This window comes from Streptomyces sp. NPDC104831, assembly GCF_055583025.1.
This window is the reverse complement of sequence record NZ_JBVJOT010000007.1, coordinates 1-20,987: the sequence shown is the minus strand read 5'-3', so window position 1 is coordinate 20,987 and position 20,987 is coordinate 1. Positions and strand designations below refer to the sequence as shown.

The 20,987-nt window shown below is 72.7% G+C and carries 20 protein-coding genes and 2 tRNA genes; 10 read left to right on the top strand and 12 right to left on the bottom strand.

What is annotated here, in order from left to right:
* Nucleotides 1-162: 162 nt before the first annotated feature.
* Both ACZ63H_RS06940 and ACZ63H_RS06935 read right to left on the bottom strand, forming a co-directional pair.
* The gene (locus ACZ63H_RS06940; RefSeq protein ID WP_469862795.1) at nucleotides 163-801 is read right to left on the bottom strand and encodes an alpha/beta hydrolase family protein; all 639 of its coding nucleotides are present in this window, start codon (nucleotides 799-801) and stop codon (nucleotides 163-165) included.
* Between the two features lies 1 nt (nucleotide 802).
* Nucleotides 803-1,618 carry an SOS response-associated peptidase gene (locus tag ACZ63H_RS06935; protein ID WP_469862794.1) on the bottom strand — a complete coding sequence of 272 codons (816 nt, stop codon included), beginning with the start codon at nucleotides 1,616-1,618 and terminating at the stop codon, nucleotides 803-805.
* Nucleotides 1,619-1,668: 50 nt separating this feature from the next.
* On the opposite strand from ACZ63H_RS06935, the gene ACZ63H_RS06930 reads away from it, so the two are divergent.
* The 4 genes from ACZ63H_RS06930 to ACZ63H_RS06915 all read left to right on the top strand — a co-directional run bounded on the left by ACZ63H_RS06930 (nucleotide 1,669) and on the right by ACZ63H_RS06915 (nucleotide 5,168).
* Complete coding sequence (locus ACZ63H_RS06930; protein WP_469862793.1) at nucleotides 1,669-2,391, top strand: M50 family metallopeptidase; 723 nt, start codon at nucleotides 1,669-1,671, stop codon at nucleotides 2,389-2,391.
* Between the two features lie 28 nt (nucleotides 2,392-2,419).
* Nucleotides 2,420-3,736: a 3-phosphoshikimate 1-carboxyvinyltransferase gene (gene aroA / locus ACZ63H_RS06925; RefSeq protein WP_469862792.1), complete on the top strand. Its 1,317-nt coding sequence runs from the start codon at nucleotides 2,420-2,422 to the stop codon at nucleotides 3,734-3,736.
* A gap of 11 nt (nucleotides 3,737-3,747) precedes the next feature.
* Nucleotides 3,748-4,758: a ribosome small subunit-dependent GTPase A gene (rsgA, locus tag ACZ63H_RS06920; protein WP_469862791.1), complete on the top strand. Its 1,011-nt coding sequence runs from the start codon at nucleotides 3,748-3,750 to the stop codon at nucleotides 4,756-4,758.
* Between the two features lie 86 nt (nucleotides 4,759-4,844).
* Complete coding sequence (locus tag ACZ63H_RS06915) at nucleotides 4,845-5,168, top strand: DMT family transporter (protein WP_014674883.1); 324 nt, start codon at nucleotides 4,845-4,847, stop codon at nucleotides 5,166-5,168.
* Here the strand turns inward: ACZ63H_RS06915 and ACZ63H_RS06910 are convergent.
* Entirely contained in the window at nucleotides 5,165-5,782 is a 618-nt protein-coding gene (locus ACZ63H_RS06910) for a TetR/AcrR family transcriptional regulator (RefSeq protein ID WP_469862790.1), read from the bottom strand. The genes ACZ63H_RS06915 and ACZ63H_RS06910 overlap by 4 nt on opposite strands.
* Before the next feature lie 216 nt (nucleotides 5,783-5,998).
* Between ACZ63H_RS06910 and hisN the strand changes: the two genes are divergently transcribed.
* Both hisN and ACZ63H_RS06900 read left to right on the top strand, forming a co-directional pair.
* Nucleotides 5,999-6,799, top strand: coding sequence for a histidinol-phosphatase (hisN, locus tag ACZ63H_RS06905; protein WP_469862789.1), 801 nt, complete (start codon nucleotides 5,999-6,001; stop codon nucleotides 6,797-6,799).
* 144 nt (nucleotides 6,800-6,943) lie between these two features.
* The gene (locus ACZ63H_RS06900; protein ID WP_469862788.1) at nucleotides 6,944-7,339 is read left to right on the top strand and encodes a CBS domain-containing protein; all 396 of its coding nucleotides are present in this window, start codon (nucleotides 6,944-6,946) and stop codon (nucleotides 7,337-7,339) included.
* 65 nt (nucleotides 7,340-7,404) lie between these two features.
* Here ACZ63H_RS06900 and ACZ63H_RS06895 read toward each other — a convergent pair whose 3' ends face one another.
* Nucleotides 7,405-8,859, bottom strand: a complete 1,455-nt coding sequence (locus ACZ63H_RS06895; protein ID WP_469862787.1) for a catalase — start codon at nucleotides 8,857-8,859, stop codon at nucleotides 7,405-7,407.
* A gap of 145 nt (nucleotides 8,860-9,004) precedes the next feature.
* Between ACZ63H_RS06895 and ACZ63H_RS06890 the strand changes: the two genes are divergently transcribed.
* Nucleotides 9,005-9,421, top strand: coding sequence for a Fur family transcriptional regulator (locus ACZ63H_RS06890; protein WP_469862786.1), 417 nt, complete (start codon nucleotides 9,005-9,007; stop codon nucleotides 9,419-9,421).
* Nucleotides 9,422-9,571: 150 nt separating this feature from the next.
* On the opposite strand, the gene ACZ63H_RS06885 is transcribed toward ACZ63H_RS06890, so the two are convergent.
* The 4 genes from ACZ63H_RS06885 to ACZ63H_RS06870 all read right to left on the bottom strand — a co-directional run bounded on the left by ACZ63H_RS06885 (nucleotide 9,572) and on the right by ACZ63H_RS06870 (nucleotide 14,799).
* Nucleotides 9,572-9,645: transfer RNA gene (locus ACZ63H_RS06885), tRNA-Met, on the bottom strand.
* A gap of 68 nt (nucleotides 9,646-9,713) precedes the next feature.
* The gene (locus tag ACZ63H_RS06880; protein WP_469862785.1) at nucleotides 9,714-11,540 is read right to left on the bottom strand and encodes a sel1 repeat family protein; all 1,827 of its coding nucleotides are present in this window, start codon (nucleotides 11,538-11,540) and stop codon (nucleotides 9,714-9,716) included.
* 209 nt (nucleotides 11,541-11,749) lie between these two features.
* A tRNA-Met gene (locus ACZ63H_RS06875) sits at nucleotides 11,750-11,823 on the bottom strand.
* Between the two features lie 42 nt (nucleotides 11,824-11,865).
* On the bottom strand, nucleotides 11,866-14,799 hold the full coding sequence (locus ACZ63H_RS06870) for a UPF0182 family membrane protein (RefSeq protein WP_469862922.1): 2,934 nt from the start codon (nucleotides 14,797-14,799) through the stop codon (nucleotides 11,866-11,868).
* 164 nt (nucleotides 14,800-14,963) lie between these two features.
* Here ACZ63H_RS06870 and ACZ63H_RS06865 point away from each other — a divergent pair, with 164 nt between their 5' ends.
* Nucleotides 14,964-15,506, top strand: a complete 543-nt coding sequence (locus ACZ63H_RS06865) for a PPA1309 family protein (RefSeq protein ID WP_467933641.1) — start codon at nucleotides 14,964-14,966, stop codon at nucleotides 15,504-15,506.
* 74 nt (nucleotides 15,507-15,580) lie between these two features.
* Here the strand turns inward: ACZ63H_RS06865 and ACZ63H_RS06860 are convergent, their stop codons facing one another.
* The 4 genes from ACZ63H_RS06860 to ACZ63H_RS06845 all read right to left on the bottom strand — a co-directional run bounded on the left by ACZ63H_RS06860 (nucleotide 15,581) and on the right by ACZ63H_RS06845 (nucleotide 18,723).
* Nucleotides 15,581-16,678: a YlbL family protein gene (locus ACZ63H_RS06860; RefSeq protein WP_469862784.1), complete on the bottom strand. Its 1,098-nt coding sequence runs from the start codon at nucleotides 16,676-16,678 to the stop codon at nucleotides 15,581-15,583.
* 50 nt (nucleotides 16,679-16,728) lie between these two features.
* Nucleotides 16,729-16,902 (bottom strand): hypothetical protein, encoded by a 174-nt coding sequence (locus ACZ63H_RS06855; protein WP_318201492.1) that lies wholly within the window; start codon nucleotides 16,900-16,902, stop codon nucleotides 16,729-16,731.
* A gap of 132 nt (nucleotides 16,903-17,034) precedes the next feature.
* A complete protein-coding gene (locus tag ACZ63H_RS06850; RefSeq protein ID WP_469862783.1) occupies nucleotides 17,035-17,496 on the bottom strand; it encodes a molybdenum cofactor biosynthesis protein MoaE in 462 nt (153 codons plus the stop codon).
* Nucleotides 17,497-17,610: 114 nt separating this feature from the next.
* Entirely contained in the window at nucleotides 17,611-18,723 is a 1,113-nt protein-coding gene (locus ACZ63H_RS06845; protein WP_469862782.1) for an SDR family oxidoreductase, read from the bottom strand.
* Nucleotides 18,724-18,913: 190 nt separating this feature from the next.
* Here ACZ63H_RS06845 and ACZ63H_RS06840 point away from each other — a divergent pair, with 190 nt between their 5' ends.
* Nucleotides 18,914-20,359, top strand: a complete 1,446-nt coding sequence (locus tag ACZ63H_RS06840; protein WP_469862781.1) for a zinc-dependent metalloprotease — start codon at nucleotides 18,914-18,916, stop codon at nucleotides 20,357-20,359.
* Complete coding sequence (locus tag ACZ63H_RS06835; protein WP_469862780.1) at nucleotides 20,356-20,877, top strand: NUDIX hydrolase; 522 nt, start codon at nucleotides 20,356-20,358, stop codon at nucleotides 20,875-20,877. Before ACZ63H_RS06840 ends, ACZ63H_RS06835 begins: the two co-directional genes overlap by 4 nt.
* The last annotated feature ends 110 nt before the right edge of the window (nucleotides 20,878-20,987 follow it).

The following is a 20,987-nucleotide window of genomic DNA, read 5'->3' as shown; positions in this document are numbered from 1 at the left end:
TGGCCGCGTGCAGCACGGACCAGTCCAGGTCAGTGCGGCTGCTGCGGGCCGGGCAGATGGTCGAACCCATGCGGCGGACTTCCTCTCCTGCTACGACATCGGTGCCGGGTCCCCGGCACTTCCGACCTCCTCAACAGCGTGCCGCCGCCCCGCATTCCCGCCTCACCCCAGTGACGCGACCCACGTGCGCACCGCGCCGGTGACGATCTCCAGCGCCCGCTCCTGGGTGATCTCCGCGCGCCTCGGCACCGCGAAGCCGTGATCCGCGTGCGCCACCTCGGCCAGGCCGTAATCGCCCGCGGGGAACTCGGCCGGCTTCCCGAAGGGGTCGTTGCCGCCCTGCACGACCAGCGTGGGCACCCCCGCGCCCAGCAGCTCCCCGGCGCGGGACTTCTCCGGCTTGCCCGGCGGGTGCAGCGGGAAGCTCAGCGCGAGCACGGCGTGCGCGCCCAGCCCGGCCGCCGTGCGGCAGGCGACCCGGGCGCCCGCGCTGCGGCCGCCGGAGATCACCGGCAGGCCGGGCCGGGTGAGCGCGGGCCACACCCCGCGCCATCCGGTGTCCAGGGTCTTCGGGGCGGGCGCGACCTTCCTGCCGGCCACCCGCCAGGGCTGCTCGACGAGGGCGACGCTCACGCCGTGCGCGGGCAGCGCGGCGGCGAGCGCCTGGAGGTCGCGGGCCTCGATGCCGCCGCCCGCGCCGTGGCTCAGGGCCAGCACCAGCCGCGCCCCGCCGGCCGGGTGCCAGGTGATCCGGGCGTCCCCGGCCGGGGTGCCGACCGTCTCGGTGGTGACGTCAGTCATGTCAGAAGAGTGTGCCCTCTTCCGGCGCCTCCAGCTCCTTCAGCAGTTCCGGGCCGTTGTTGCGGACGTTGCTGACGGCGGTGGAGACCGGGTAGGCGCGCATCAGGCCGGCCGGGGGCGGGGCGAGCAGGGCGCGCAGCTCCCCGGGGTCGGTGCGCGAGGGGTCGAGCCAGGCGTCCCAGCGGTCGGGGGTGAGCATCAGCGGCATCCGGGGGTGGATGTCGGCGAGCGAGCGGGGGCCCTCGGCGGGGGCGACGGCCAGCGGGCTCCGCTCCGCCTCGGTGGTGATCACCGAGCAGGTGACCCACCAGGCCCCGGGGTGGTCGTCGGGCAGGGTCCGGTCGCGCCAGAACTCGTAGAGTCCCGCCATCGCGAACACCGAGCCGTCGGCGGGCAGCACGAAGTACGGCTGCTTGCGGGGCCGCTTCTTCCTGCCCTCGACCTCCAGCTCGCGTTCCTGCTCGCCGGTGACCCACTCGTAGTAGCCGTCGGCGGGCAGGATGCAGCGGCGGGCGGCGAAGGCGCGGCGGTAGGCGGGCTTCTCGTGCACGGTCTCCGCGCGGGCGTTGATCATCCGCGCCCCGCCCTCGGGGGTCTTGGCCCAGGACGGCACCAGTCCCCACTTGAGCCTGCGCAGCTGGCGAACCGGACGAGGGGATTCCGCGTCTTTCAGAGGACGGTCCAGGACGGCGTAGACCTCCTTGGTCGGCGCCACGTTGTAGTCCGGCTCCAAGGTCTCCTCGGGCTCCCACTTGTCGATCTCGAAGACGCCTGCGAGATCCTCGGGCCTACGACTGGATGCATACCGTCCGCACATAAGTGCCACACTGCCAGACCCGTCACGAGAAGAGGGAGCCGTCCGGACCCATGGAGAGCCTCGCCGCCACCGCGCTGCCCGACCTCTGGGACCGGCTCACCGGCACCCAGCCCGCTCCGGGACCGTGGGTGGTGCTGGCCACGCTCGCCGCCGCGTTCGCCGTCGTCGCGCCGCACCCGGTGTGGCGGGTGTCCCGCAACGCGATCACCATCGCGCACGAGGGCGGCCACGGTCTGCTCGCCCTGCTCACCGGCCGGCGGCTCACCGGCATACGGCTGCACTCCGACACCAGCGGGCTCACCGTGAGCCGGGGCAAGCCGTACGGGGCCGGGATGATCCTGACCGCCGCCGCCGGCTACCCGGCCCCCGCCCTGCTGGGCCTCGGCGGGGCCGCGCTGCTGGCGGCCGGCCGCATCACCCTGCTGCTGTGGGCGGCGACCGCGCTGCTGCTGGCGATGCTGGTGATGATCCGCAACGCCTACGGCGTGCTGACCGTGGTCCTGGCCGGCGGGACGTTCCTGCTGGTGTCCTGGCTGGCACAGCCGCCGGTGCAGGCCGCGTTCGGGTACGCGGTGGTGTGGTTCCTGCTGCTCGGCGGGGTCCGCCCGGCGTTCGAGCTGCAGGCCGCGCGCTCGCGGGGCGGGGCGGGCGACTCGGACGCGGACCAGCTGTCCCGGCTGACCCACGTACCGGCGGGCCTGTGGCTGTTCCTGTTCCACGCGGTATCGCTGTGCTCGCTGATCGGCGGCGGGCGCTGGCTGCTGGAAGGTTGACCCCGGGCCCTCCTTATAAAGTGGCCCCATGGCCCCGAACAGCTCCTCCACCGCCCTCTGGCCCGCCCCGCACGCGAGCGGAGCCGTCGACGCGACGGTCCACGTGCCGGGGTCCAAGTCGGTCACCAACCGCGCCCTGGTCCTGGCCGCGCTGGCCTCCGAGCCGGGCTGGCTGCGCCGCCCGCTGCGGTCCCGGGACACGCTGCTGATGGCCGGCGCGCTGCGGGCCATGGGCGTGGAGATCGAGGAGGGGGTGGGTCCCGACGGCACCGGCGAGGCCTGGCGGGTGCTGCCCACGGGCCTGCGCGGCCCGGCCACGGTGGACGTCGGCAACGCCGGCACGGTGATGCGGTTCCTGCCGCCGGTGGCCGCGCTGGCCGACGGGCCGATCCGGTTCGACGGGGACCCCCGCTCCCACGAGCGTCCGCTGCACGGTGTGATCGACGCGCTGCGCGGGCTCGGCGCGCGGATCGACGACGACGGCCGGGGCGCGCTGCCGCTGACCGTGCACGGCGGCGGGGCCCTGGACGGCGGCCCGGTGTCGGTCGACGCCTCCTCCTCGTCCCAGTTCGTCTCGGCGCTGCTGCTGTCCGGCCCGCGCTTCAACCAGGGCGTGGAGGTCCGCCACACCGGCGCGACCCTGCCCTCGATGCCGCACATCCGGATGACGGTGGACATGCTGCGCGCGGTCGGCGCCCAGGTGGACACCCCGGAGTCGGGCGGCGAGCCGAACGTGTGGCGGGTGACGCCGGGCGCGCTGCTCGGCCGGGACCTGACCGTCGAGCCGGACCTGTCCAACGCGCAGCCGTTCCTGGCGGCGGCCCTGGTGACCGGCGGCAAGGTGCTGATCCCGGACTGGCCGGCCCGCACCACCCAGCCGGGTGACCGGCTGCGGGAGATCTTCACCGAGATGGGCGGCTCCTGCGAGCTCACCGAGTACGGGCTGGTGTTCACCGGTTCCGGGGCGGTCCACGGCATCGACGTGGACCTCGGTGACGTGGGCGAGCTGACCCCGGGCGTGGCGGCGGTGGCCGCGCTCGCCGACTCGCCGTCCACCCTGCGGGGCGTGGCCCACCTGCGGCTGCACGAGACGGACCGGCTGGCCGCGCTCACCAAGGAGATCAACGAGCTGGGCGGCGACGTCACGGAGACCGCCGACGGCCTGCGCATCCGCCCGCGCCCGCTGCACGGCGGGACCTTCCACACCTACGAGGACCACCGCATGGCGACCGCCGGCGCGATCATCGGCCTGGCCGTGCCGGGCGTGCGGATCGAGAACGTGGCGACGACGGCGAAGACCCTGCCGGACTTCCCCGAGCTGTGGACCGGGATGCTCGGGCAGTAGGGACGTACGCCATGCGCCGCTACGGCAAGCACACCGACGAGGACGACATCCGCAGCCGCCCCAACCGCAAGGGCAACCGGCCGCGCACGAACATCCGTCCCAAGCACGAGGACGCGGCCGAGGGCATGGTCCTCACGGTCGACCGGGGCCGGCTGACCTGCCTGGTGGACGACCGGCCCGTGCTGGCGATGAAGGCCCGCGAGCTGGGCCGCAAGGCCGCCGTCGTGGGCGACCGGGTGGCCCTGGTCGGCGATCTGTCCGGCAAGAAGGACACCCTCGCCCGGATCGTCCGCATCGAGGAGCGGTCCTCGGTGCTGCGGCGCACGGCCGACGACGACGATCCCTACGAGCGGGTGGTCGTCGCCAACGCCGACCAGTTGGCCATCGTCACCGCCCTGGCCGACCCCGAGCCCCGCCCCCGCCTCATCGACCGCTGTCTGGTCGCGGCCTTCGACGGCGGCCTGGAGCCGCTGCTGGTGATGACCAAGTCGGACCTCGCCCCGCCGGACAAGCTGCTGGAGCTGTACGGCGCGCTGGACATCCCGTACGTCGTCACCAGCCGGGAGGAGCTGGAGAACGGCGACGCGGCGGACCGGGTGCGCGCCCATCTCGGCGGCAAGATCACCGCGTTCGTGGGCCACTCGGGCGTCGGCAAGACGACCCTGGTCAACGCGCTGGTGCCGCGGGAGCGCCGGCGGACGACGGGACTGGTCAACGCGGTGACGGGCCGGGGCCGGCACACCACCACGTCCGCGCTCGCGCTGCCGCTGGCGGGCGACGACGGCTGGGTGGTCGACACCCCGGGCGTCCGTTCCTTCGGGCTCGCCCACATCGACCCGTCCCGGGTGATCCACGCCTTCCCGGACCTGGAGCCGGGCACCGCGGGCTGCCCGCGCGCGTGCGGGCACGACGAGCCGGACTGCGCGCTGGACGCGTGGGTGGCGGACGGGCACGCCGACCCGGCGCGGCTGTACTCGCTGCGCCGGCTGTTGTCCACGCGCGAACGCCGGGAAGGCGACTGAGTCCAGCGTTGTTTGCCCGAGCACCAGTCCGGTGAGTGCATAATCACACCGAGCCGGAGATCCGGATCCGAGTGGGAGGACCGCACATGGCGTGGCTGCTGGTCATAGTGGCCGGGATTCTGGAGACCGGTTTCGCCGTGTGCCTGAAACTCTCGCACGGCTTCACCCGCCTGTGGCCGACGATCGCGTTCGCGTCGTTCGCCCTGGGCAGCTTCGGTCTGCTGACCCTGTCCCTGCGCAAACTGGACGTCGGCCCCGCCTACGCGGTGTGGACCGGGATCGGCGCGGCGGGCACCGCGATCTACGGCATGGTCTTCCTCGGCGACCTGGTGTCCACCCTGAAGATCGTCTCCATCAGCCTGGTCATCGTCGGGGTGATCGGACTCCAGCTGTCGGGCTCCGCGCACTAGGACGCGGGCCGCGCCGGCCGGACCGGGTGGCGCGGGAGGACCGCCCGGACCAGTTCCGCGATCGCGCCGTCGCCGGGCGGTGCCGCCACACAGGACAGGGCGAGGCGGACGACCAGCTCGCAGCGGAGCAGCAGGTCGGCGGGGGCGGCGCCGGGCGCGGCCAGCACGGTCGCCATGCGGTCCCGGACGATCCGCACGAAGTCGCGGGGCGCGGGCAGCGGCCCGTCGGCCCGGCGCTGGGCCGGCATCGTGGCGGTGGAGTGCGCGGCGGTGAGCGGCGGGCTCGGCAGCCGCTCGGTCCAGCAGCCGGTGAGCAGGGCCCGCACCAGCACGTTGTCCCGGGCGGCGGCGGCCGTCCACTCGGCGGCGGCGGTGAGCCGCGCGCAGGGCTCGGCGGAACCGGCGAGGGCCCGCTCGACCCCGGCGAGGTAGCCGTCGGCCTCCCGCCGCACCAGCGCCCGTGCGAGGCCGTCCTTGCTGCCGAACTCGTTGTACAGGGTCTGCCGGGACACTCCGGCCCGCGCGGCCACGTCGACCATCCGCACCGCGGACCACGGCCGGCGCGCCAGCGCCGTGTAGGCGGCGTCCAACAACGATTCCCGGGCAGCAGGCATCCGCGCCTCCCTGGGCCACAGCGACGTAGCGCCCAGATTTGACGGGGTTGTATGCACTGTCAAGGGTCCGCGGGGGGCACGGGGGCGTGCGAGGGCGTACGAGAGGTGGTGCCCGCCGGTCCACGGGCCCCGGACGGGACCGGACCGGCGCGGCCGGGCCCGCGCCGCAAGGCCCCCTGTGGCCCCGTACCGGTCCCGGCGGCTACCGTTCGTCGCATGCCCGACTACCTCGACGACCTGCGCCTCGCCCACGCCCTCGCGGACGCGGCCGACGCCGCCACCACGGCCCGCTTCCAGGCCCTCGACCTGAAGGTGGAGACCAAGCCGGACATGACCCCGGTGAGCGAGGCGGACAAGGCGGCGGAAGAACTGATCCGCGGCCACCTCCAGCGCGCCCGCCCCGGGGACGCCGTCCTCGGCGAGGAGTACGGCGTCGAGGGCACCGGCCCCCGCCGCTGGGTCGTCGACCCGATCGACGGCACCAAGAACTACGTCCGCGGCGTCCCGGTGTGGGCCACCCTCATCGCCCTGATGGAGGAGGACGAGGACGGCTACCAGCCGGTCGTCGGGGTCGTCTCCGCCCCCGCGCTCGGCCGCCGCTGGTGGGCGGCGAAGGGCCACGGCGCCTTCGCCGGCCGCGATCTCGCCTCCGGCCTCCCCCTCCGCGTCTCCCGCGTCGCCGGGCTCGCGGACGCCTCCTTCGCGTACTCCTCGCTCTCCGGCTGGGAGGAGCAGGGCCGCCTGGACGGCTTCCTGGACCTCACCCGCCAGGTGTGGCGCACGCGCGCGTACGGCGATTTCTGGCCGTACATGATGGTCGCGGAGGGCTCCGTGGACATCTGCGCCGAACCGGAGCTGTCCCTCTGGGACATGGCCGCCAACGCGATCATCGTCACCGAGGCGGGCGGCACCTTCACCGGCCTCGACGGCCGTCCGGGCCCGCACGGCGGCAACGCGGCGGCCTCCAACGGCCTGCTGCACGAGGAGATGCTGGGGTATCTCAACCCGCGCCGCTAGAGCGCCGGCATGCCCCCCGCGCGCCGCCGACAAGCGGCGCGCGCCCCCTTGTTGACCCTCCCTTTGCCTGCCACCCTGGGCCCACCCCACTTGTGAACAAGTGAATCCCGAGGTTGCGCGGGATTCCCAGGAGGTGGCCCCTTCATGCTCGTCCGTGACGCCATGAGCACGGTGATCCTCACCCTCGGCCCCGCCCACACCCTCCGTCAGGCAGCCACCCTGATGTCGGCCCGCCGGGTGGGCGCCGCCGTGGTCCTCGACCCGGACGCCGGCGGCATCGGCATCCTCACCGAACGCGACATCCTCGTCTCCGTCGGCCTGGGCCAGAACCCGGACGCCGAACCCCTGCACGCCCACACCACCACCGACGTCGTCTTCGCCGCCCCCACCTGGACCCTGGAGGAGGCGGCCCGCGCCATGGCGCACGGCGGCTTCCGGCACCTGGTCGTGCTCGACCGCGGCGAGGTGGCCGGGATCGTCTCGGTCCGCGACATCGTGCGCCGCTGGGCCCCGGCCCGGGCGCCCGTTTCCGCGGCCTGAACGCACGAACGGGCCGGACCCAGAGCACCATGGGTCCGGCCCGCCCAGCCGCGAGGGCGGCCGGCTCAGCCGCGCAGCGCCTGCACCGCGGCCTCCAGCCGCTTGCCGAAGTCGGCGTCGGCGTTGCGGAAGTTCCCGATCGCGCGCTCGACGATGTCCTGGCGCGTGACCTTGGAGATGAAGCCGGCCAGGTTGGCGACCAGGCGCTCCTTCTCCTCCTCCGTCATCAGCCGGTAGAGGTTGCCCGCCTGGACGAAGTCGTTGTCCTCGGCGTGGACCGGCGTCGGGTGGTTGCCGGTGCCACCGGCGAGGCCGTCGACCGGCTGCCACAGCGGACGGCCGGTCTGCTGCGGACCGCCGAAGCTGTTCGGCTCGTAGTTCTTCTCCCCGCCGTGCCGGCCGTCGTAGAGGAAGCCGTCCCGGGAGTGGGTGTGCGCCTCGGTGGCGTGCGGGCGGTTGACCGGCAGGTGGTCGGCGTTGATGCCGACGCGGTAGCGGTGCGCGTCGCCGTAGGCGAACAGCCGGCCCTGGAGCATCTTGTCGGGCGAGGGGCCGATGCCGGGCACGAAGTGCGCCGGGGAGAAGATCGACTGCTCGACCTCGGCGAAGATGTTCCGCGGGTTGCGGTTCAGCTCCAGCTTGCCGATCTCGATGACCGGGTAGTCCGCGTGCGGCCACACCTTGGTCAGGTCGAACGGGTTGAAGCGGTAGGCCGCCGCGTCCGCCGCCGGCATGATCTGGACGCCCACGGTCCAGCTCGGGAACTCGCCGCGCTCGATCGCCTCGCGCAGGTCGCGCTGGTGGGAGTCGGGGTCCTTGCCCGCGAGGACCTCGGCCTCCTCGGCGGTGAGGTTCTTGATCCCCTGGTCGGTCTTGAAGTGGTACTTGACCCAGAAGACCTCGCCGGCCTCGTTGTTCCACTGGAAGGTGTGCGAGCCGAAGCCGTCCATGTGCCGGTACGACGCCGGGATGCCGCGGTCGCCGAACAGCCAGGTCACCTGGTGCGTGGACTCCGGCGACAGCGACCAGAAGTCCCACACGTTGTCGGCTTCCTGGCTGCCGGTGTACGGGTCGCGCTTCTGGGTGTGGATGAAGTCCGGGAACTTGATCGCGTCCCGGATGAAGAACACCGGGGTGTTGTTGCCGACGAGGTCGTAGTTGCCCTCCTCGGTGTAGAACTTCAGCGCGAAGCCGCGCGGGTCACGGACGGCGTCCGCCGCGCCGAGGTTGCCGGCCACGGTCGAGAACCGCAGGAAGACCTCGGTCTCCTTGCCGACCTCGGAGAGGAAGGCGGCCCGCGTGTACGGGGTCACGTCCGCGGTCACCGTGAAGGTGCCGTACGCACCGGCGCCGCGCGCGTGCACGACCCGCTCCGGGATGCGCTCCCGGTTGAAGTGGGCCAGCTTCTCCAGGAGCAGCTGGTCCTGGACGAGGACCGGCCCGCCGACGCCCGCCGTCTCGCTGTTCTGGTTGTCGGCGACCGGAGCCCCGGCCTCCGTGGTGAGCGGTCCCTGCGTCACGTGCGCCTCCTGCGTCATCACTGACTAGTCCTGTCCTGTGGCCAAAGCCAAGCTCGATCCTACAATGGACTTTGTCTAAGTCAAGCAATGATCCAAAGTCACACCTATTCCCGTCCTGGGGTCCCCTCCTGTTAGGCTGGTGGCCATGAGCGACCTTCTGGAACGGCTGCGTGGACGCGGATGGCGGATGACCGCGCAGCGGCGCGTGGTGGCCGAGGTCCTGAACGGCGAGCACGTCCATCTGACCGCCGACGAGGTGCACGCGCGGGCCGTCGCGAAGCTGCCCGAGATCTCCCGGGCGACCGTCTACAACACCCTGGGCGAGTTGGTCTCGCTCGGTGAGGTGCTGGAGGTCGCGACGGACAAGCGCGCCAAGCGGTACGACCCGAACGCGCACCGGCCGCACCACCACCTGGTGTGCGCCCGCTGCGGCGCGATCCGCGACGTCCACCCGAACGGCAACCCCCTCGCCGACCTCCCCGACACCGAGCGCTTCGGCTTCACGGTGTCGGACGTCGAGGTGACGTACCGGGGGCTGTGCCCGGACTGCTCGGGCGCGTGACCCGAGCGGCATCCGCGTGACACGCGGCACAAGGGGGCGAAAGCCCCCTTTTTTGCTGCCCGGACTTCCCCGCGGCCCGCTGCCCGGGTCCAGAGGCGGGAACGACCGAGGGCCGGAATCCATTCCTGGATTCCGGCCCTCTGCCTTCAGTAGCGGGGACAGGATTTGAACCTGCGACCTCTGGGTTATGAGCCCAGCGAGCTACCGAGCTGCTCCACCCCGCGTCGATGAACAAGACACTACGTGACTCCTGCGCCGGGATGCAAATCCCTTGTCCGGCGAGTGGCCGGGGTCACGCCGACAGTTCCTCCCGCAGCGCGTCGCGCAGCCGGCCCGCCCGCTCGGCCACCTCCGCCGGACCCAGCTCCACCGCCCGGTCGGCCCAGCGCTGCCCCTCCGCCAGCTCGCCGCGACGCGCGTAGACCAGGGCCAGCCGCAGCGCCGCCCGCCCGTGCCCGGCGTCGGCGGCCCGGGCCCACCACACCGCCGCCTCCGGCTCGCTGCCCTCGCGGGCGAGCAGCAGCCCGAGGTTGAAGGCGCCGTTGCGGGAGCCGGCCTCGGCCGCCCTGCGGTACCACCGCGCCGCCTGCACGACGTCCCCGCGGGCGGCGGCCAGCATCCCGACCCGCACCTGCGCCCGCCGGTGCCCCTGGGTGGCGGCGCGCTCGTACCACTCCTCGCACTCGGTCTTCTCGTGCACGATCTCCCCCAGCTCGTGCGCGGGCTCCGGCGGCCGGCGCGCGTCGAGCAGGGTGGCCAGCCGGTATGCGCCCTCCGCGCTGCCGCCCCCCGCGGCGCAGCGCAGGTGCCGCTCGGCCTCCTGCTCGTCGCCCTCGCGCAGCCGGGCGATCCCGACCTGCAGCGCGGCCTCGGCGTGCCCGGCGGCGGCGGCCCGCTCGTACCAGCGCAGGGCCATCCGCTCCTCGCCCCGGCCGGCGTAGAGGATGCCGAGGTTGAACGCGGCGTCCACGCTCCCGGCCTCGGCGGCCTTGGAGAACCACGGCTCGGCCCCGGTCGTGTCCCCGCCCTGGAGCAGCAGGATGGCCAGCGCGTTGGCGGCCTCCCGGTGCCCGGCGTAGGCGGCCCGCCGGTACCACTGCTCGGCCTGTGCGGTACGGCCCTGCTCGGCGCAGAGCAGCCCGAGGTTGTAGGCGCCGTTGTCGTCACCGGCGGTCAGCGCGGCCCGGTACCAGCGCTCGGCGGTCTGGGTCTCGCCGCGCTCGGCGTGCAGGGCGCCCAGCGCGTTGGCCGCGTTGCCGTCGCCCTCCTGGGCGGCGCGCAGCCACCACACGGCGGCGCTCTCGGTGTCGCCGGCGTCCCGCAGCAGGAAGCCGAGGGCGCAGGCGGCCCGCGGCTCGCCGTCCTTGGCGGAGGTCAGGTACCAGCGCCCGGCCTCCTTCAGCTCCCCGCGCCGCTCCAGGATCGCCCCGAGCTGGAGCGCGGCCTTGCGGTGCCCGCGCGCGGCGGCCTGCCGGTACCACTGCTCGGCCTCCGCCGCACCGTGGTCGGGGCCGTTCTCCTCCCCGGGCCGCTCCTCCTCCTGTCCGGCGGCCCGGTCCAGCGACCGGGCCAGCCGGTAGGCGGCCTCGCGGTGCCCGCGTTCGGCGGCGGAGCGCAGCCAGTGTTCGGCGCCGGCGTCGCCGCGGTGCTCCAGCAGGTCGGCGAGGGCGTAGGCGCCGAGGACGTGGCCCTGCTCGGCGGACTGGCGCAGCCAGTACTCGGCGGCCGGCTCGTCCCCGCGCTCGCGGTGGTAGCGGCCGAGGGCGTGGGCCGCGGCGGCGGACCCGGCCACGGCGGCGATCCGCCACCACCCGGCCGCCTCCTCGGGGTAACCGCGCTGGTGCAGCAGGACGCCCAGGTTGTTGGCGGCGGCCCGGTCGCCGGCCGCGGTGGCGGCGCGCAGGTGGGGTTCGGCCGCGTCCGGGTCGCCACGGCGCAGCAGCATCGCTCCCAGGACACTGGCCGCCTCGGCGTCACCGCTCTGCGCGGCGAGCGCCAGACGCGTCTCCTCGGCGGCCTCCCCCATGTCCGCCAGCTCGTCGCGGGCCGACTCCGTACCGGAAGACTGCGCAAATCGCCCTGACTCGAACAGAGTTGCCTTCTCCCCCATAACGTCCATCGTCGCACCACCTGCAACCTGGGTACACCCGGTATACCGCAGCAGCCCGTGAGGTCACTTCGGCGTTTTGTCGACATGCCCACAGAGAGACAAGTCAAACACAAACCCCCCAACTCCCCACGGCGGCGCGGCCGTACCTCCCCCCGGCACATGAGTTCGCACACCACGAAGGCCCGGATCCCTTTTCCGGATCCGGGCCTTCGATGCAGTAGCGGGGACAGGATTTGAACCTGCGACCTCTGGGTTATGAGCCCAGCGAGCTACCGAGCTGCTCCACCCCGCGCCGTTGCGTGTCAACAGTACCACGGCGCGGGAGGCGCATTGATCAACTCTTGTTCTCGCCGCCGTTCTTCCCGCCGGCCTTCTCGTCGGCCTTCCCGCCGGACTCGCCGCCGGCCTTGTCGCCGGCCTTCGACTGGGCCCGCTCGGCCTGCTCCAGCGCGTCCTGGAGTTCCTTCTGCGCCTTGGCGTACGCGTCCCAGTCCGGCCCGTCCTTCAGTGCCTGCTGTCCGGCGTCGAAGGCCTTCTGGGCGTCCTGGAGCGCCTTGCGGACGGTCGGGTTGCCGGTGCCGGGCGCCTTGCCGGTCCCGGGTTCCGGCGGCCTGGTGGACGGGCTCTTCGTCCCGAAGACCTTGTCGAGCGCCTCGCCGAGCGTGTTCTCGAACGCGGTCTCGCTCCCGTAGGTGACCAGGACCTTGCGCAGCAGCGGCAGCTTGAGCCCGCCGCCGCGGACGTAGACGGGCTCCACGTAGAGCAGTCCGCCGTGCAGCGGCACGGTCAGCAGGTTGCCGTACTCGATGTCGGAGTCACCGCCCCTGAGGAGCTTGAGCGAGGCGGCGATCTTCTCGTTCGAGTTGAACTTGCTCTGCACCTGCTTGGGCCCGTCGACCGTCGTCCGGGCCGGCAGTTTCAGGATTCTGATCTTGCCGTAGTCGCTGGTGCCGGCCTCCGCGTCGACGGACATGAACGCGGCCAGGTTGTCCCGCCCGTTGGGCGTGAACGTCGTCGACAGCGAGAACGCCTGCTTGTCCTGGTCCGGCATCTTCATGCTCAGGTAGTACGGCGGCACCGCGTTGCCCGACTTGTTGGTCGGGTCGTCGGGCACCTGCCACACCTCGCTGCCGGTCAGATACGTCTCGGCGTCCGTCACGTGGTAGCGGGTGAGCAGCTCGCGCTGCACCTTGAACAGGTCCTGCGGGTAGCGCAGGTGGTCCATCAGGTCGTCGGAGATCGCGCTCTTCGGCCGCACGGTGTCCGGGAACGCCTTCATCCAGGTCTTCAGCACCGGGTCGTGGGTGTCCCACTGGTACAGCTTCACCTCACCGGTGTAGGCGTCGACCGTCGCCTTCACCGAGTTGCGGATGTAGTTGACCTGGTTCTGCTGGGCCACCACCGCGCGGGAGTCGTTCGTCGCGGTCAGCGAGTCGGCCGTCGTGTCGCCGAGGGTCGTGCGGGAGGAGTACGGGTAGCCGTTGGTGGTGGTGTAGGCGTCGACGATCCACTGGATGCGCCCGCCCACGACCGCCGGGTAGGCGTCGCCGTCGATGGTCAGCCAAGGGGCGACCGCCTCCACGCGCTCCTTGGGCGTGCGGTTGTACAGGATCCGCGAACCCTTGCCGATCGCACCCGAGTACAGGATCTGCGGCTCGTTGAAGGTCAGCGCGTACGCGGCCCGGTTGAGCGGGTTGTCGAGGTTGACGCCGCTGTTGCCCCGGTACCTGGTCGGCTTCTCGGCGTCGTTGTCGGAGTAGTCGATCTCCTCCTGGGGGCCGCCGACGATCGAGTAGGTGGTGGTCTTCTCGCCGTAGTAGATCCGCTGCTCGTAGGTGCCGAGGTCGCCCTTGGACGGCAGGTCGTACTCGGTGAAGACCGGCTCGCCGCCCTTGGCCTCGGTGCCCTTGGCGGCGACGACGCCGAAGCCGTGCGTGTAGCGGAAGTGGTCGTTGATCCAGTTGTGCTTCGGGACGCCGGCCAGGTCCAGTTCGCGCAGCCCGATGACCGTGTCCTGTTCCTTGCCGTCCTTGCCGGGGTACCGGTCGACGTCCAGGTTGGTCGGGAAGCCGTAGTAGTTCTTCATCTCCTGGCGCTGCTGGAACGTCGGCGAGACGATGTTCGGGTCGATGATCCGGATGCTCGCCGCGTCGTTCGCGTCGCCGCGCAGCTTCGACTTGTCCGAGGTCGTCGGCTCGCCGTCGTACGCGGTGACCTTGGTGTCGTCGATGTCGTACGCCGCGCGCGTGGCCTTCAGGTTCTTCTGGACGTACGGCGCCTCCTTCGCCTGCTCGTTCGGCTGGACCTGGAACTTCTGCACGATGGCCGGGTACAGGCCGCCGATCAGGATCGCCGAGAGCACCATCAGGCCGAAGCCGATGACGGGCAGCTGCCAGGTGCGCCGCCACAGCGTGGCGAAGAACAGCAGCGCGCAGATGACGGCGATGCAGAAGAGGATGGTCTTGGCCGGCAGGTAGGCGTTGGCGTCGACGTAGCGCAGGCCGGTCCAGTTGTCGGTGGCCTTGAAGTCGCTGGACTTGACCGCGAGGCCGTACCGGTCGAGCCAGTAGGCGACCGCCTTGAGGGCGACGAAGATGCCGAGCAGCACCGACAGGTGGCCGGTCGCGGCGGCGGTGGCCCGCGTGCCCGGGCTGGTGATGCGCAGCCCGCCGTACAGGTAGTGGGTGAGCGCGGCGGCGATCAGGCACAGGACGGTGGCGGCGAAGCCGAAGCCCAGCAGGAAGCGGTACCAGGGCAGGTCGAAGGCGTAGAAGGCGACGTCGAGGTGGAACTGCGGGTCCTTCTCGTGGAAGGGCACGCCGTTCACCCACATCAGCCAGGTCCGCCACTGGCCCGCCGCCGAGGCGCCCGCGATCAGCCCGACCACGCAGGTGACGGCGAGCAGCAGCCACCTCTTGTACGGCGCGATGGCCATGCGGTAGCGGTCCAGGCTCTGCTGCTCCATGGACATGGCGCTGAGCGGGGGCCGCAGCCGGTGCGCGAGCCAGATGTTGAGGCCGACCACGGCCGCCATCAGCAGGCCGAAGACGAAGAACAGGCCGATCTTCGTGGACAGGGTGGTGGTGAACACGGACGAGTAGTGCACCGACCGGTACCAGAGCCAGTCGGTCCAGAAGCCCGCGAACATGGTGAACACCATGCCGAGGACGGCGAGGACACCCAGGGTCACGAGCAGGGCCCGGACCTTACGGGACGGGCGGCCTGCCCTGATCCGTGGCCCCGTCGGGCCTCCGCCGCGGTCCGGCATCTGGAAAGCCAAGGTGCGCCCCTCGAAGTTCGCTGTCGTTCCGTCAGGCCCTCGGGTTCGCGGGCCCACCGTGGCCCCCCGTGATCGCGGGCCCACACCTATGCAACTTACTCACGGTTTACTCGGTTCCCGATTCCGGCCGGGAACGAGGCAGGATTGTGACCATGTCCAACACTCCCATGGCAGCGAGCCCGCTCACCCGGGCCGTACTCGAGATCGACGAGTACGTCTCCGGCCTCGGCTGGGACCGGCCCGCTCGCCTTTTCGCCCTCGTAGACACCGCACGGCTGCGGGCTCAGGAACCTTCGCTCGCGGCTCAGCTGGGCCTCGGGGACGAGTCCGAGACCGTCGGTCTCACCCCGATCGAGCAGGACGAGGTCCCCTCCGGCAAGCCGCTGGACGAGTTCCTCGCCACCATCGCCTGGCCCGGCGCGGTCGCCGGCTGCGCGCTCACCGTCGAGCGGCTGATGCTGCCGCCGTCCGCCGAGACCCAGGTCCCCTCCGACCTGGACGAGGCCCGGCTGGCCGAGTGGGTCGCCCGGCACCCCGAGCGCCAGGAGGTCCGCATGACGGTGGCCGTGCTGCGCGACGGCAGCCGCGAGTCGGCGCTGCGGCTGCGCGAGAAGGACTCCCCGACGGAGGTCCTGACCGGCCCCGACCTGGTGCCGGGCCTGGCGGACGCGCTGGCGGCCACGTTCGCGGACTGATCCGGCCCGCCGCGGTACGGCGCTGGGGGCGCCCCTCGTCCGCGAGGGGCGCCCCCAGCCGTGTCCCGGCCCGCTCAGCCCTTGGCGGCGCACTTCGGCAGGGCGGCGATGTCCCCGCCGCGGATGTCCGCGAGCGCGTCGAGCGCGTCGCCGATGGTCTTCACCTTGACCAGGGTGAGGCCGTCCGGGGTGTCCTTGGCCGCCGCCGCGCAGTTGTCGGCGGGGGTGAGGAAGTACCGGGCGCCCTTGTCGCGCGCGCCGACGGTCTTCATCTCGATGCCGCCGATCGGGCCGACCGTGCCGTTGTCGTCGATGGTGCCGGTGCCGGCGACGAACGTGCCGCCGGTGAGGCTGCCCGGGGTGAGCTTGTCGTAGATGCCGAGCGCGAACATCAGGCCGGCGCTGGGGCCGCCGACATCGGCGAGCTTGATGTCCACGGTGAACGGGAAGGTGTGGTCGGTCCCGGCGGAGATGCCGACGATGGCCCGCTTGGCGCCGCTGTCGTCGGAGGCGCGGGTCGTGATCGTGATGTCCCGCGTGCCGGTCGCCGTCCGGTGGGCCTTCTCCGCGGCGGCCTGCTCCTTGGCGGGGACGATCGTGAAGACGACGTCCTGCCCGGGCTCGTGCTTGGTGACCAGCTTGGCGACGTCGCCCGGCTGCCTGATCGCCGTGCCGTCCACGGCCTTGATCACGTCGCCGGCGTGCAGCCTGCCCTCGGCCGGGGAGCCCTTGACGACCGTGGAGACGATCACCCAGGACTTCACCGGGATGTGCAGCTCCTTCAGGGCGGCGACCTTGGCGCTCTCCTGGGACTGGCTGAACTCCTCGGCGTTCTCCTGGCTGGACTGCTCCTCCGTCTTGCCGTCCGGGTACAGCGTGTCGTGCGGGACGATCTTGCTGTCGTGGGCCAGCCAGCCGTAGACGGCCTCGACGAGGTTCATCCGGTAGTCGGCGCCGGTCACCCGCACGGTGGTCATGTTCAGGTGGCCGTCGGCCGGGTAGGTCTTGTGCCCGGAGATCTGCAGCACCGGCTCGCCGTCGTGCTCCCCGAGCGTGTTCACGGTGGGGCCGGGGGACATCTCCGCGTACGGCACGGGGATGAGCACTCCCGCGCACAGGAGCGCGATCAGCATCAGGGTCGAGGCGAGCATCGTCACGGTGCGGCGTGGCATGCCACGACAGTACGGGACGCCCCTGTCGGTGCGCCGTCAGGGCACCCCGGTCACGCGCCGCGCGCGCCCGGGCGCGGTTTCTCCATGGCCTCGCGGAACCGGGCGTACCCGTCCAGCTCGGGACCGTCGCCGCGCACCTTGCGGGTCCGGTTGGCCCAACTGCCCCAGAGTCCGCCGCCGACCGCGGCCATCAGCGGAATCAGCAGCCAGACAAGCACCCCCATGCCGACCTCCTACGCCATGAGCGTCCGCAACTGACTGATCAGCAGATTAACCATCCGCACGGACAACGCTCACGCGAGGGTCCCGGTTACGCAACCGGAGGGGCGGCGCGCGGCACGCGTACGACGCCGGCGTCAGCAGGCGCCGACCCACTCCTCGGTGCCGTCGGAGAACTTCTGGTGCTTCCAGATGGGCACCTCGTGCTTGAGGTCGTCGATCAGCTTGCGGCAGGCGTCGAAGGCCTCCGCGCGGTGCGGGCAGGCCACGGCGACGACCACGGCGAGGTCCCCGACCCGCAGGTCGCCCACCCGGTGGACGGCGGCCAGCGCCCGCACGGGGTGGTCGGCGACGACCTTCTCGGCGATCCGCCGCATCTCGGCCTCGGCGCTGGGGTGGCAGGAGTAGCCGAGGGCGTCCACGTCGGCGCCGCCGTCGTGGTTGCGCACGGTCCCCACGAACAGCGCGATGCCGCCGGCCGCCGCGTCCTCGACGGCGCGCAGGACCTCGTCCACGGAGAGCGGTGTCTCCCGGACGGCGATCAGCTTGACGGGATGCTCAGCCGCCCGCTCACCCGGGTGGTCGTTCGTGAGTGCCATGGGCCCATCGTGCCCCACGGGCCGGACATCGGGGAATACGACTTTCGACAGCACGGGCGCGGGGCGGTTTGGAGGCTCCTACAGAGGCCCGGCGCCGGGGCGTGCCCGGGCAGGTCAGACGCGCCGCCGCGCCTTCCTGGCCCGCCGTACGACGGCCGCCGCGCCCAGCAGTGCCACCGTCGCGCCCGCCGCGCCCGCCGCCGTGGCGTCCTTGCGTCCCAGGCGCCGCCCGGCGACCGTGCGCCGCCCGGACACCTCCTCCAGCAGCTCCGCCAGCACCTCCTCGTTGGTCCACTTCGGCCGCCACCCGGCGTCGTGCAGCCGGCTGCCGCTGACCACCCAGGGGTACATCGTGTAGGCCAGGTCGCCCGCCGGGGACGGGGTGAGCCCGATCCGGTGCAGCCGGGCCGCCGCGCCGAGCGCGACCGCCGACGGCAGCTCCATGCGCCGGATCCCGCTCAGCTCCTCGACCTCCTCCTGCTCCAGCCAGCCGTCGCAGCCGACGGCGAGTTCCCCGTCGGCCTTCTCCAGCACGGCGTACTCCAGGGCGCTGCACAGGTCCTCGACGTGGCAGAACTGCCACGCGGGCCGTGACCCGGCCACGACCAGCAGCCGCGGCGACTCGAAGTACCTGGTCAGCGCGGTGTCGGTGCCGCCGACCAGGACGGCCGGCCGGACCACGGTGACGTTCAGCCCCGGATGCGCGCGCGGGGCGCGCCGCGCCAGCCGCTCGATCTCCAGCAGGTCCCCGACGCCGGTCGCCTCGGCGGTGGCGCGCAGCTCGGCGTCCTCCGAGAGGGGAAGTTCGTTGTCCGGCAGCGCGCCGTAGACCATCGCCGAGGTGCACAGCACCACCCGGCGCACCCCGGCCGCCGCGGCGGCCGTGAGCACGGTCTGGGTCCCCCGGACGTTGTAGGCCGTACGCGCCGCCGGGTCGGTCTCCAGATCGAGGTCGAGGGCGAGGTGGACGACCACGTCGGTGCCGCGCAGCTTGTCCGCGATGGCCGGATCGCGCACGTCGAGGATGTGCCACCGGGCCTCGGCGCACTCGCCGCGCCGCTCGTCGATGGCGACGACCTCCTTGATCTCCCCACAGGCGGCGAGCCGCTCGGTGAGCAGGGCGCCGACCCCGCCGGCGGCACCGGTCACCGCGACGACGGGTCCGCGCACGGCGGGAGGGGTTGAACGGTTTCGCGCTGCGCGAACCTGCGGATCTGGGGAACTCACCGGGCGTCTCCAGCGGTTGTCTTCAGTACGCGCGCGAGTGACGCGTACGTACCAGGTGCATCCATCCTGCCGCAGGCCTTCCGCAGGCGAAGCACCGAGGCCCGATCGGGTCCGGGTGTCTACGCTGGGTGGTGTTGTCGGGCAGCCGCGCCACCGGGGGAACCGGTGGCCTTACCAGCCGAGGAATCCCGTGAGTGACACCCCATTCGGTTTCGGCCTTCCGCCGGAGGAGCCGGAGGACGGCGACGAGGGCAAGAAGAAGGACCAGCAGAGCGGTGGTGGGCAGGGACCGGCGAATCCGTTCGGTTTCGGCGGCCTGCCCGGAGCCGGCGGCTTTGGCGGCCCCGGCGCCGACAACCCGCTCGCAGCCATGTTCGGGTCGCTGAACCCCGGCGACCTGGGCGCCGCCTTCCAGCAGCTCGGCCAGATGCTCTCGTACGAGGGCGGGCCGGTGAACTGGGACATGGCCAAGCAGATCGCCCGCCAGACGGTCGCCCAGGGCGCGCCGAACGGCACGAAGGACGCCAGCGTCGGTTCGTCCGAGCGCCGGGCCGTGGAGGAGGCCGTCCGCCTGGCCGACCTGTGGCTGGACGACGCGACGTCCCTGCCGTCGGGTTCCGCCTCGGCGGTGGCCTGGTCCCGGGCGGAGTGGGTCGAGGCGACCCTGCCCGCCTGGCAGGAGCTGGTCGACCCGGTCGCCGAGCGGGTCGGCGCGGCCATGGGCGACGTCCTGCCGGAGGAGATGCAGGCCATGGCGGGCCCGCTGATCGGCATGATGCGCTCGATGGGCGGCGCCATGTTCGGCACGCAGATCGGGCAGGCCGTGGGCGTGCTCGCGGGCGAGGTCGTCGGCTCCACCGACATCGGCCTGCCGCTGGGCCCGGCCCGCAAGGCCGCCCTGCTCCCGGCCAACGTGGAGGCGTTCGGCAAGGACCTGGGCGTGCCGCAGGAGGAGGTGCGGCTCTACCTCGCCCTGCGCGAGGCCGCCCACCAGCGTCTGTTCGCGCATGTGCCGTGGCTGCGCTCGCACCTGTTCGGCGCGGTCGACGGCTACGCGCGCGGCATCAAGGTCGACACGGCCAAGCTGGAGGACGTGGTCGGCCAGTTCGACCCGCAGAACCCCGAGCAGTTGCAGGACGCCCTCCAGCAGGGCATGTTCCAGCCGGAGGACACGCCCGAGCAGAAGGCGGCCCTGGCCCGTCTGGAGACCGCTCTGGCGCTCGTGGAGGGCTGGGTGGACGCGGTGGTGCACGCGGCCGCGAAGCCGCGCCTGGGGTCCGCCGACGCGCTGCGCGAGACGCTGCGCCGCCGGCGCGCGACCGGCGGCCCGGCGGAGCAGACGTTCGCCACGCTGATCGGTCTGGAGCTGCGTCCGCGCCGGCTGCGCGACGCCTCCCGGCTGTGGGCCTCGCTCACGGACGCGCGCGGCGTCGACGGCCGGGACGGCCTGTGGGCCCACCCGGACATGCTGCCGACCGCGACCGACCTGGACGACCCGGACGGTTTCGTGCACCGCGAGCAGCTGGACTTCTCCGAGCTGGACAAGATGCTCGGCGAGGCGGCGGGCGGCGCCCACGGCAAGCCGGACCTCGGCAAGAAGGACGACGACGAGACCGAGGGCGACGGCGCCGAGTGAGCCTGTACGACGACGCGGTCCTGGTCCTGAAGGGGTACGAGGGCCAGGAGGAACTGCGCCGGTCGTACCTGGACCACCTGGCGGCCCACCCGGACGGCATGTGGAAGGCGTGTGACGCCGGCCACGTGACGGCCAGTGCCCTGGTGATCGACCCGGGGCCCGGCCGAGTCCTGCTCACGCTGCACCGCAAGCTGCGGATGTGGCTCCAGATGGGCGGCCACTGCGAGCCGGGCGACCCGACGCTGGCGGCGGCGGCCCTGCGCGAGGCGACGGAGGAGTCCGGGATCCGGGGCCTCGCCCTGCTGCCCGGCGGTCCGGTGCGGCTGGACCGGCACCCGATCCCGGCGCCCTGCAACTGGCACTTCGACGTCCAGTACGCGGTGCTGGCCCCGCCCGGCGCGGTGCAGGAGATCAGCGAGGAGTCCCTCGACCTGCGCTGGTTCGGGTACGACGAGGTGGGCGGTGTGGCCGACGAGTCGGTCGTGCGCCTGCTGGAGGCCACGCGCGCCAGGCTCTGAGGAGACACCGACGGGGTGGGGGGGGGGGGGGGGGGGGGGGGGGGGCGCCCCCCCCCCCCCCCCCCCCCCCCCCCCCCCCCCTCCCTCTTTTTCCCTCCTCCCCCCTCCCC